This is a genomic window from Lederbergia citrisecunda (assembly GCF_018343695.1).
In the GTDB taxonomy this organism is placed as follows: Bacteria; Bacillota; Bacilli; order Bacillales; family Bacillaceae_C; genus Lederbergia; species Lederbergia citrisecunda.
In genome coordinates, this window is the sequence record NZ_JAGYPJ010000001.1 from 2,989,703 (window position 1) to 3,002,313 (window position 12,611).

The following is a 12,611-nucleotide window of genomic DNA, read 5'->3' on the forward strand; positions in this document are numbered from 1 at the left end:
CTATTGCCAATCTCGCACATATTTTCACAGTTCACTCATTCTATTTGATGTTCTGAGTATTCTATTAGACATTTTGCCTATTCTACTAGATGTTTCAGGCATACTATTAGGTGATTTTAAGTTTTTATTAGCCCATTCGTTCAGTATATTAGCCGCTTTAGGATTCTATTAGCTATTTCAGACATCCTATTAGCCGTTATACATTTCTATTAGCCATTTCAGACGCTCTATTAGCCGTTATTCGTTTCTATTAGCCATTTCAGACGCTCTATTAGCCGTTATTCGTTTCTATTAGCTATTTCAGAAATTCTATTAGCATTTTTACAATTGTAGATCGGAAACTGATATTTTTCTCAATTTATAATTGATGTCATCTGTGTAAGGATATATCAATTATAAATCTTCACTCTATCCTTAAGTTCCGCCATCTTCTCTTCATAGTACGTAGAATAATTCGTCACTTCCATCCCCTTTTCCCTAGCATACACAATCAATTCCGCGATGTGCTCCAGTTTAGGATCATAGCGAATGCTACTCCAATCATGACTGCAGTAAACAAAATCTAACTGATTCTCGCTGGCGTAATCAATATCCTTTTTTACCCACTTAATATATTCACCGATATTGTTCCAGCCGAGTTTTTCTCTAGCAATGCAGTCCTGCCACCCGTGCAGAGGGCATTCTAGTATTTCTGGAAAACCTTGTGGTTCATAAAAATACGGTTGCCATTCAAAAGGAACAGGTTGCCAATCTTTTTCATTTCGTCCAGCTGATCGAACAAACTTAATTCCATTTTCACGCAAAACCGCCAACAAATCTAGACGGTCACTTAAACCACGGTAATAATTATAAGGAGCTGTAAATCCAATACCTTCAACACCTAATAGATCTTTAAGTACTTTTTGCCCTTTACTGATTTCTTCGCATACTTCTTCAAAGGTGCCACTAGGAAAAATCGTTATACCCTCCTCATTTTCCTGAACGACTGTTTTTAATAAAACATGTGAGTACGTATGTTGATGAAATTCCAAGTAACCTTGGTTCAAAACTTCTTGAGCAGCCGCAACATTTCTCTCCAATGTTTTTCCAACAATAAAAATACTTGCTTGGGCATCAAGACTTTTATGTACTTCTGATGCTGCATTAAAAAATATCTCGGTTGATTCATCTTGAGATTCCACATCATAACCTATCAAGAATTTAGGCATACAACCTCACCCCATTATTTTATTTAGTAAATTATATAAAATCTTTTTAAGATTGTATATGGATCTTTAAAATAATATGAGTTTACAGTTAATCTATTCCATCATATAATTTACTCAGGAAATTAATTACTAGAAGGAGGAAAAATCATGTTAGCAGCAAATGGTGGGACTCCAATTCGAACAAAGCCGTGGGTACCAGAATTTATTAGTTCTGAGGAATTTGATGAGTTAGAAAAAGAATACGTCCTTCGAGTTTTAGACAAAAAAAGGGTTTTCCGTTTTTACCATGAGCAACTTGCGGATTCAGAAGCTAAGAGATTAGAAGATTTATATAAACAGCGTACAAATGTAAAACATGCTCTTGCAGTGAACTCTGGCACTTCTGCTCTTGTATCTGCCATTGTAGGTGCCGGAATCGGACCTGGTGATGAAGTGATCATCCCTGCATATACGTATATAGCAACGGCCGCTGCCGTTTTAATTGCTCGAGCTGTTCCTGTCATTGTAGAGGTTGATGATAGTTTAACAATGGATCCAAGAGCATTTGAAGCTGCTATTACAGAACATACAAAAGCAGTCATCCCTGTACACATGAAAGGAATACCATGTGACATGGATAAAATTTTAGAAATTGCTAATAAACATGATCTTATCGTTATCGAAGATGTTGCACAGGCAAATGGAGGATTTTATAAAGGAAAGCCTTTAGGATCGATGGGCGATGCAGGATGTTTTAGTTTCCAGCAGTATAAAGTCGTAACGGCCGGTGAAGGTGGACTTGTCACAACAAATGATGATGTCATCTATACACGTGCCAGCATTTATCATGATTCCGCTTTAAGCTACTGGGGAACAAAACTATTTGAAGGTGTAGAATCCTTCCCAGGGGAAAACTATCGAATGAGCGAACTCAATGCGGCTCTTGGACTAGCTCAATCCCAAAAAATTGATTCCGTCATTTCAAAGCTTCGTCAAGTTAAAAGAACGATTGTCGATGGAATAAAAGATATTCCTAACATTCAATTGCAAAGGGTTCCTGATCCTGAAGGTGACGTCTCATATAGCCTAATTTTCTATTTATCTGACGCTGAGGAAGCAAAAATATTTGCTGATTTACTAAATGCAGAGGGTATTCCGAATGGAACGATCTATAACAACGGAATTGCCGATCGCCATATTTACGTCAATTGGGATTACGTACTAGACAAACGTGGAGCCACGGAAAAAGGGAATCCATGGACATGCGAAAGTTACAAAGGAAATGTTCAATATTCCAAAGATATGTGCCCGAATACGTTGGACTTATTAGCGCGATCTATTAGCATTTCTTTACATCAAAATCTGAGTCAGGAAGATTGCGAGGATGCAATTAATGCTATAAATAAGGTAGCAAAATATATGAACGAACGCATGGAAATTCATCAGTAACTCTTACATTCAGCGGCTCCTTGTCGCTGAGTGTTTTTTTATCGTCTAGAGCAAGCAGCCATAGATTAGCAAATCAATATTCTTTCGTCTCTTATCGGACTCATCCTCTTTCCTTTATCGCAAAGGCTGAGGCCAAATAAGGAACGTCGCATAAAACCCATAGCTTATAAGCCTGTGTGTCGATGAGTAAGGCGCTTGTGCTTCTCTTTTGGTATAATCAGATAAAGCATAGATCGAAAGGATTTTATCCATGAAATACACCACATCTGAAAAGGAAATTCTGAGCCTTGTATCAATGTATAATGGAATATCCAGAAAACAACTCGCTGAAATTTCCGATTTATCCCAAGCTAGTATTACAAAAATCACGAAAAAATTAATAGACGAGCACTTTATTTTCGAAGGTGAGCGAATAAGCAGTGGTTTAGGAAGAAAAGAAGTGTTATTATACTCAAATCCTAAAAAGTTCACCTTTCTAGGCATTGATATTGGTGGGTATACTGTACGATTTGCTTTATCTGATAATAGCATGAAAATTTTACATCAAGAAGAATTTTTCATGGCCGAATTAGATGAGTATCCAAATAAAGGTGAGGCTCTGTTAGAAAGACTTCTTCATTTTTTGGAAAGCTTAAATACTCCCCTGTCAATGATCAGTGCCATTGGAATTGGCGTAACTGGTTTAGTCGACAGAGACCAAAAAACAATATTGAATATACCTAATCGCAAAGGTTGGGATGATATTGAAATCGTCAATATTTTTAAACAAACATTCTTATGCCCTATTTTCCTAGATGAAGGTGGCCGTACGATGGCCATCGCTGAAAAAAATTTGGGGAAAGCTAGGGAAGTCAGAGACTTTATTGTTGTCCAAATTGGATTCGGAATTGTGTCAGGTATTATGATCAATGACCAATTGTTAAGAGGATCTAGCAATGTGTCCAGTTTACTTGGGCATATTACCGCTGATGAAAAAGCTGGTCGTTGTTTATGCGGAAATTATGGCTGCTTGGAAAATATTATTACGTTTCCGATGCTTGAAATAGAATACAAGAAACGAAATGGCCAATATTCTTCTATCGTTGAAGCGTATGAACGTAATGACAAAGTTGCAATTGAAATCTGTATTGATACAGGAAAGGCACTCGGAATCGCTCTTAGTAATGTCGTCAATTTATTTAATCCAACTGCTATCTATATAGGCGGTCCTATATTCGACTCCCTTCCCATGCTTTTGGAAGAAACGAAACGAACCATTATTTTACGCGCCAACCGTTTTGCCACTCTCGCTTTAAGTCTAGAAGAAAATAGTTTTGGACAACAACAAGGCATCATAGGTGCGTTGACCTTTGCGAAAATCAATTTTATCTCCGACTTAAAAGAAGCCGCATCCAGTTAGACGCGGCTTCTCTTCATGTATTCCTTATATATTTCCTGATATATTCGATGTGTATCTTCATTTGGTACAATCGGCTCTCCCAACTGGATATTATCTTTGATCTCATCAAATGAATTTCTCTTTCCAATTGCTACTAATGCTGTCCATGCCGCACCCCATGCTGAGCTATGATGTGTTTCCGCAACATAGACCTCTTTTCCAAATATATCAGCTAACATTTGCAGCCAAAGGTTTGATCGAGCTAAGCCGCCATTAACGTAAATTTTGGACGGTTCTCCGGCAAGTCTACAAAGAGCCCTTTCGATTTGGTATAGATTAAACGTGATACCTTCAAGGACAGCACGAATGAAATGCTCTTGCTTATGGGTGATCGACAAGCCAGAAAAGTTTCCAGTCGCCCGCTGGTTCCAGATTGGCGCCCTTTCGCCATTAATATACGGATGAAAAATAATTCCCTCTGCCCCAGGCGCAACATTTCCGGCTTTCTCGATAAAATCACTATAACTATCCTGACTATTAAAGAGCTCCTTCAGCCACTGTAACGCAATGCCGCCATTATTGGACGGACCACCAATGATGCAATATTCATCTGTGAACGCATAGCAAAATGTTTCCCGTTTTTCGTTAATTCGAACTCCCTTTGAAAACTGACGAACAGCTCCACTCGTTCCAACTGTAATCGCCACTTCCCCTGGTAAAATTGCTCCAATACCTAAATTTGCGAGTTGACCATCTGCCGCACCAATGACAACAGGAATGTCTGATAACAGCCCCATTCCATCTGCCACTTTTTTCTCCAAACCACGTAATATATATGTAGGAGGAACGACTTGCGATAGCTGATTCGCATCTACTTGGGCAACCTCCATAACAGCTTCATCCCACCCTAAAGTACTGGGATTAAATAGCCCTGTCGCAGAAGCCATCGAATAATCAATAACCCTTTCTCCAAACCAATGAAAAAGTAGATATTCTTTTACTGACATAAAATAAGCTGCTTTTTTATATGGTTCAAACTCCGTCTCCTTCATCCATACTAATTTAGTAAAAGGAGTCATCGGATGGATCGGTACGCCTGTTTTTAAAAATAAATCTTGGCGTTCCTTTTCTGAAAAACGATCCACCTGTTGACTACTCCTGCCATCAGACCAAATAAGGGCCTTTGATAAAGACTTCCCCTCTTTATCTACACATATAAGAGAATGCATGGCACAAGAAATACCGATGGCTTGAACTTCATCTTTTTCTATTTTAGCTTTACCCATCGCATCCTTGATTGCTTTTATCGCAAAACTTTCAATCTCATTTGGGTCCTGCTCCACCCAACCAGACTCTGGGTAATAGGTTGTGATCAAACACTCCGCTTCACATATAACTTTTCCATTCAAATGAAAAATAACAGCTTTTGCACTTGTCGTCCCAAGATCAAGCCCAATAACGTAGTCACCTGACATTTTTAGCATCTTCCTTTTCGTTTTAAGTTTATTACAACTATCCACTAGCCCTGTAATTCTTACACATTTAAGTCTCCAAGACGGCATAAGTCAAAAATCGACATTTTTTTCAAATAATAGTGGTAAACATGCAAAGCTGTGGTATTATAAGAGAAATCGTGTCCAAAAATGTTTTTTATTTTAAACCCTCATAATCTATTTTTACATACTTATAACGGTAATGAAACCACTTACATATCGTCGCAACATATTTGTTAATTAGTCAAATTAATACAAATAGAATATCATTACCATAATCTAACCGTCAATTAATAATAGATTAAGAGCTTAAGTATTTACTATAGAGAGAAACACTTATAAAAAGTGAATACGCTTTATCTTTGTTAATAGGGGGAACAATATGATTACTGGCGATGCGGCCTATATTAAAAAATTAAATAGGGGATTAATTTTAAGTCAAATTATCGAATGTAATAAGATATCGCGGGCCGACTTATCTAAAATTACAGGACTTAATAAGGCTACAGTATCCGTGCAAGTATCCGACTTACTGGGAGAAAATTTATTGATTGAGGAACAAGTTGAACATAATAACTTAGGAAGAAGACCCATACATCTTTCTCTAAACCGAAGAGCAGGATATGCACTTGGCATTGATCTGGATAAGAATCAAATTTTATTTACGTTATCAGATTTACTCGGTTTTCCTACTCATATCGAAATCGTGCAATTACAAACAAAAGATTACGATGAAATTGTTGATATTTTAGTCGAATACATCATTGAAATAAAAAAGAAATGCCAAGGAAGTACATTTGGATTAATTGGAGTAACCCTCGGCATTCACGGGCTTGTGTCGAAAGACGAAAAAATACTCTTTTTCCCGCATCTTCAATGGAGAAATAAAGATATAAAAAACGACCTTGAAAATAAAGCGGATGTGACGGTTTTCGTCGAAAACAATGCCAACTTAACAGCTTTCGCTGAAAATGTGTTTAAACATAATAAAAGTAATAATTTGATTAGCATTTCTATGCATTCTGGGATTGGCTTAGGCATGATAAGAAATGGAGAAATACACAAGGGATTCCACGGCTATGCAGGTGAAATTGGTCATATGATTGTTGTGCCCGATGGTAAAATATGTGCATGTGGAAACAATGGATGCTGGGAACTGTACGCATCTGAATCGAATTTTTTTAAGCAACTAGAGGAAAAATTCGATTACACAAATGCTGATTACTATGATATCTATTCGTGGTTAAAATTGGGTAAGCCTGATATTGTGGAACAAATGGAGCAAATGATAAAATACATTTCCATCGGACTTAATAACATCATTAATATGTACAATCCCGACATCATTGTTCTAAATTCCGAGCTGCTGCGTTTAAATCCGAATGCGATTAATCAAATCGAACAGCGATTAAATTCAAACATAAATCACTATGGCAAACTTCTCATCTCCGAACTTGGAAAACAAGCTTGCGTTATGGGAGCTTGTGCCTTCACAATAAAGAAATTCTTGCAAATTTCCGAGCTAAATTTGCAAGTCACAATGAAAAGAACATTGTAAAACCCGGGAAATAGTATCTCCCGGGTTTTACTTATGTTTTCTTTAGTTTTTATTCATCCATTCAGTATGGAATGTACCTTCTTTATCAAGGCGCTCATAAGTGTGGGCACCAAAATAGTCACGCTGTGCTTGCAATAAATTCGCAGGCAATGTTTCTGTACGATAACTGTCGTAGTAAGCAATCGCACTGGAGAAGCAAGGAACTGCGATTCCGCGTTCAACTGCAATCGCAATAACTTTACGAAGCGCTGATTGATAGCTTTCAACGATTTCTTTAAAGTACGGATCAAGCATTAAGTTCGCTAACTTCGAATCGCGATCATAAGCATCCTTTATTTTTTGCAAGAATTGTGCACGAATGATACAGCCGCCTCTAAAAATCATTGCGATATCTCCATATCTTAAATCCCAGCCATATTCTTCTGATGCAGCCTTCATTTGAGCAAACCCTTGTGCATATGAACATATTTTACTCATGTATAATGCTTTACGAACCGCTTCGATTAGTTCTTTTTTATCACCTTCAAAAGCGGAAACTTCAGGGCCGTTTAATACTTTGCTTGCTGCTACACGTTCTTCTTTCATCGCGGAAATAAAGCGAGCAAACACGGACTCTGTAATAAGTGGAAGTGGAACGCCTAAGTCTAATGCATTTTGGCTCGTCCATTTACCAGTACCCTTTTGTCCAGCAGTATCTTTAATTACGTCTACAAGTGGCTTTCCAGTTTCTTCATCTACTTTTGCAAAAATATCAGCTGTAATTTCAATAAGGTAGCTATCAAGCTCTCCCTTATTCCACTCAGAGAATACTTCGTGCAATTCTTCTGCGTTTAGGCCTAAAATATGTTTCATAATAAAATAGGCTTCACAAATCAATTGCATGTCGCCATATTCAATCCCGTTATGAACCATTTTCACATAGTGACCTGCTCCATTTGGACCAATATATGTACTGCAAGCTTCTCCATTTACTTTCGCAGAAATCGCTTCGAAGATAGGTTCAACTAAATCGTATGCTTCTTTTTGTCCACCTGGCATAATGGAAGGACCTGTAAGCGCCCCTTCTTCTCCACCGGAAACTCCAGTACCAATAAAATGGAGACCAGCTTCACTTAGTTCTTTATTACGGCGAATTGTATCATGGAAAAACGTGTTTCCACCATCGATTAATATATCACCTTGCTCTAAGTACGGCTTTAAAGATTCGATTGTCGCATCTGTGGCAGCCCCTGCTTTTACCATCAGTAAAATTTTACGTGGCTTTTCCAATGAATTAACAAACTCTTCTATAGTTAAGGCACCAACAAAGTTTTTACCCTTTGCTTCATTTTGCATAAAATCTTCTGTTTTTTCAGAAGAACGATTATAGACGGCAACAGAATATCCTCGGCTTTCAATATTTAAAGCGAGGTTTTTCCCCATAACTGCCAAACCAATGACGCCTATTTGCTGTTTCGACAATTTTCCTTCCTCCTTAGACACTAATTCATAAATATATTTTATCATACAATGTCTTTAATAAGTTAACAACATGAGTTACTTATTATGGGGGAAATATTTCGTAATTATTAAAAAATACTATACATACAAAAAAAGCCGATTATTGTAGTCGAATTACAGCGGTCGAGAGGAATCCAATTAGAATAATATTGTCAAAATATGTGAGGTGTTATATGAAAGAGGACTTCATGTACTGAAGATTATAGCCGAAATACCATTGAAAAGGCTGCGCCCGTTTTCACTCAACATATTCGCAAAAAAATATATAGAGAGAGAATTTCACCCTTTCACTGTAAGTTTATATTGGATAAGTTGCTTCTCAACCCCTAAATACATTTCCAAACCACCTCTGCTAATTTCCTTAAATCCTACTTTTTCTAGCATTTTTCTTGAACGGAAATTTGATATATGCGTCTCTGCTTTAAAAATAGTAATCCCTAACTTTTGTACGGCGTAATCAATCATACATCTAGTGGAATGAACCCCTAATCCTTTGCCCCATAACGAACTCTCACCAATAGCAATCCCTAATTCAGCGGTATTATCTTTAATAAAGGCTAAGTCGGCGTATCCGATTAATTTCTGATTATATTCAATTCCCATGCGATAAAAATCCTCTGAAACATTGTTTACACAACGAAGCCACCATTGATATAGTTCTCCATCACTTCTATTTTTCTCCCAGCCATTCGCCGCACAAAAACGATCATCCTTGCTCCATTTAATAACCTCTTTATAATCATTTACGGTTATTGGCCGAATTCGAATTAATGAAGAAATGTTATTTTCCATTTTCACTTATCCCCTCTAATAAATACCTCAAATTTATATCTTCTCAATTAGGAAATAAATAATTTTCAGGAAAAAGCCAATCTAAATCTTTGAAACTCCAAGTTTGAAATTCATCAAATCAAAAAAAGAATCCACATTATACTATTTATAAAAAAACTTACATAATACATATAGTAATATTAAAATCAGTTTGTTATAATAATTATTGTAAGTTACATACCAATATATCGGAGGTGCACGTTTCGTGAGTGAGAATGAGAAGAAGCAATTGAAAAAACTAACGACTGCTGCAGGTGCTCCAGTGATTGACAACCAGAACTCTATGTCGGCTGGTCCAAGAGGTCCCCTTTTACTACAAGATGTCTGGTTAATTGAAAAATTGGCTCACTTTGACAGAGAGGTCATCCCTGAAAGACGTATGCATGCTAAAGGATCGGGAGCATACGGAACATTTACTGTCACAAATGACATTACAAAATATACAAAAGCAAGAATTTTCTCGGAAGTTGGTAAGCAAACTGAAATGTTCGCACGCTTTTCTACAGTTGCGGGTGAACGTGGTGCGGCGGACGCAGAGCGTGATATTCGCGGATTTGCTTTAAAATTTTATACTGAACAAGGAAACTGGGATCTTGTAGGTAATAATACGCCTGTATTTTTCTTTAGAGACCCACTAAACTTCCCAGACCTAAACCATGCTGTGAAGCGTGATCCTAGGACAAATATGCGAAGCGCAAAAAACAACTGGGATTTTTGGACTTCATTACCTGAAGCTCTACACCAAGTTACAATTGTTATGAGTGAACGCGGCATTCCAAAGTCATATCGTCACATGCATGGATTTGGAAGCCATACGTACAGCATGATTAATGCTCAGAACGAACGCTATTGGGTAAAATTCCATTTCCGTTCTCAACAAGGAATTGAGAATTTAACAGATGCTGAAGCTGAAGCACTAATTGGTAAGGATCGCGAATCTCATCAAAAAGATTTATATGAAAGTATAGAAAACGGTGACTTCCCGAAATGGAAATTGTTTATCCAAGTGATGACGGAAGAACAAGCAGAAAACATGCCTTATAACCCATTTGACCTTACGAAAGTATGGTATAAAAAGGACTTCCCTCTTATTGAAGTTGGAGAATTTGTGTTGAATCGTAATCCTGAAAACTATTTTGCTGAAGTAGAGCAAGTTGCATTTACACCAGCTAATATAGTGCCGGGGATTGGCTTCTCACCTGATAAAATGCTGCAAGGTAGATTATTCTCGTATGGAGATGCACAGCGATATCGTCTAGGAGTCAACCACCACCAAATCCCGGTAAATGCTCCTAAGTGTCCATTCCATAGTTTCCATCGTGATGGACAAATGAGAGTCGATGGCAATTTAGGAAGCACCCTTCATTATGAGCCGAACAGCTATGGTGAGTGGGATTCACAACCTGATTTCACAGAGCCACCTTTAAAAATAAGCGGCGATGCAAAAAATTGGGATTTCCATGAAGATGACGATCAATATTTCACACAGCCTGGTCTTCTCTTTAATAAAATGAACGATGAGCAGAAAGAAGCTCTATTTGGAAATACCGCTCGCGCAATGGGTGACGCTCCGAAAGAAATTAAAATTAGACATATCGTCCATTGCTACAAAGCAGACCCAGCTTATGGTGAAGGTGTAGCAAATGCACTTGGCATTCCAATGAGTGAAGCTGGAATTTCCGTAACAGAAGTTTAATATTTTTTAAGAGAGACGGCATATGCTGTCTCTTTTTTTATTCCTTAGTTAGTGACCTTCCTCACCGAAATAAGCATGACTTAGGGAGTCAATACGATGATTGGTGATCTTCATCACCGAAAAAAGCATAGCTTAGGGCGTCAATACGACCATTGGTGACCTTCTTCACCGAAAAAAGCATGGCTTAGGGCGTCAACTCCCTTAGATTGGTCCTATTCCAGAAAAAAGTAGTATCCTAGTACAAAAAAAGACTCCCAAAAAGTTACATTTTGAGAGTCTAGTTGTTTTATTTTACGCTAAAAAATCAGTTGGTTGATTCATCGGTAGAGCTTCTGGACGGCTACAGCCGCTTGTAATATCAATATGCTGTCCCTTTTCCGCTGCATCGATGAAAGCGTGCATGACGTCTAGTACATGGTAAGCTAAATCTCCGCTGGCACGGTTTGCACGGCCTGTTCGAATGGCGTTTGCCATATCAGCAGCACCAATTCCCCTACTATTTTCCTTAAAGCTATGAGTTAGTGGAATTTCAGTCCATTGGTCTTCCCCTTGCCTTTTAACGTAAATTGGACCACCGAATGTATTTGGATCAGGAACAATCAAAGTTCCAGTAGTTCCGTAAATTTCAATCCTTGGTAATTGAGAACCCCAAACATCAAAGCTAGTCGTAATGGAACCAATCGCTCCATTTTCAAATTCAAATACGCCTGAAATATGTGTAGGAATTTCAACAGGAACTTTTTCGCCCGCTCTAGGACCGGACTTAATCGTTCTTTCAGGATAAGTCGCTCTTGCAGAACCAGTAACGCGCTTAATTGGCCCAATTAAGTTAATGAGTGCCGTTAAATAGTATGGTCCCATATCAAACATTGGACCTCCACCCTCGACATAGAAAAAGTCTGGGTTTGGATGAAAGCTTTCAGGACCGCTTCCCATCATAAATGCACTTGCTGCAATTGGTTCTCCGATCCAGCCATCATCAATAAGTTTTCGGCATGTTTGGAGTCCCCCACCCAAAAATGTGTCCGGTGCAGAACCGACATAAAGTCCTTTACTTTTAGCTAATTCCAGAATCTTCTTACCGTCTTCACGAGTAACAGCAAGAGGTTTTTCAACAAAAACATGTTTTCCTGCTTCAAGCGCTTGTAAGCATATTGGAGCATGGGCAGTTGGGATTGTTAAATTAATGACCATTTCAATTTCATCATCAGCCAATAACTCTTCAGGTGAATATGCTTTCGGGATGCCAAATTGTTCAGCACGTGCTTTTGCGCTATCCAAATTAATGTCCGCAACTGCAATGACATCAAGATTTTGAAAAGTTTCCTTCGTATTTTTTATGTAGATTTCGCTGATCATCCCACATCCGATGATTCCTATTTTTACTTTTTCCATATTGGTATCCTCCACAATGATGACTTATGCTTTGCCCCGGTAATTCCCGGGGCAGACGTAAACTTAATTTTTCTTGCCAGAATTGCTCACACCTTTTATCGGGTAAAAATCAGAAGCGTCAAGT

9 protein-coding genes are annotated in these 12,611 nt (G+C 38.0%); 4 read left to right on the forward strand and 5 right to left on the reverse strand.

The features are described from left to right. Positions 1–389 precede the first annotated feature (389 nt). Positions 390–1,208 carry a polysaccharide deacetylase family protein gene (locus KHA93_RS14650; RefSeq protein WP_213111406.1) on the reverse strand — a complete coding sequence of 273 codons (819 nt, stop codon included), beginning with the start codon at positions 1,206–1,208 and terminating at the stop codon, positions 390–392. Positions 1,209–1,355: 147 nt separating this feature from the next. Here KHA93_RS14650 and KHA93_RS14655 point away from each other — a divergent pair, with 147 nt between their 5' ends. Continuing rightward, positions 1,356–2,636 (forward strand): DegT/DnrJ/EryC1/StrS family aminotransferase, encoded by a 1,281-nt coding sequence (locus KHA93_RS14655; RefSeq protein WP_213111407.1) that lies wholly within the window; start codon positions 1,356–1,358, stop codon positions 2,634–2,636. Between the two features lie 250 nt (positions 2,637–2,886). Then, a complete protein-coding gene (locus KHA93_RS14660; RefSeq protein ID WP_213111408.1) occupies positions 2,887–4,035 on the forward strand; it encodes an ROK family transcriptional regulator in 1,149 nt (382 codons plus the stop codon). On the opposite strand, the gene KHA93_RS14665 is transcribed toward KHA93_RS14660, so the two are convergent. Continuing rightward, positions 4,032–5,489, reverse strand: coding sequence for a gluconokinase (locus KHA93_RS14665; protein WP_213111409.1), 1,458 nt, complete (start codon positions 5,487–5,489; stop codon positions 4,032–4,034). The genes KHA93_RS14660 and KHA93_RS14665 overlap by 4 nt on opposite strands. A gap of 400 nt (positions 5,490–5,889) precedes the next feature. Here KHA93_RS14665 and KHA93_RS14670 point away from each other — a divergent pair, with 400 nt between their 5' ends. After that, a complete protein-coding gene (locus KHA93_RS14670; protein WP_213111410.1) occupies positions 5,890–7,065 on the forward strand; it encodes an ROK family protein in 1,176 nt (391 codons plus the stop codon). A 42-nt stretch (positions 7,066–7,107) separates the two neighbouring features. Here KHA93_RS14670 and gnd read toward each other — a convergent pair whose 3' ends face one another. Both gnd and KHA93_RS14680 read right to left on the reverse strand, forming a co-directional pair. Continuing rightward, positions 7,108–8,526, reverse strand: coding sequence for an NADP-dependent phosphogluconate dehydrogenase (gene gnd, locus KHA93_RS14675; protein WP_213111411.1), 1,419 nt, complete (start codon positions 8,524–8,526; stop codon positions 7,108–7,110). A gap of 318 nt (positions 8,527–8,844) precedes the next feature. Then, the gene (locus KHA93_RS14680; RefSeq protein ID WP_213111412.1) at positions 8,845–9,357 is read right to left on the reverse strand and encodes a GNAT family N-acetyltransferase; all 513 of its coding nucleotides are present in this window, start codon (positions 9,355–9,357) and stop codon (positions 8,845–8,847) included. Positions 9,358–9,601: 244 nt separating this feature from the next. On the opposite strand from KHA93_RS14680, the gene KHA93_RS14685 reads away from it, so the two are divergent. Next, entirely contained in the window at positions 9,602–11,092 is a 1,491-nt protein-coding gene (locus KHA93_RS14685; RefSeq protein ID WP_213111413.1) for a catalase, read from the forward strand. Between the two features lie 291 nt (positions 11,093–11,383). On the opposite strand, the gene KHA93_RS14690 is transcribed toward KHA93_RS14685, so the two are convergent. Further along, the gene (locus tag KHA93_RS14690; protein ID WP_213111414.1) at positions 11,384–12,487 is read right to left on the reverse strand and encodes a Gfo/Idh/MocA family protein; all 1,104 of its coding nucleotides are present in this window, start codon (positions 12,485–12,487) and stop codon (positions 11,384–11,386) included. Positions 12,488–12,611 lie beyond the last annotated feature (124 nt).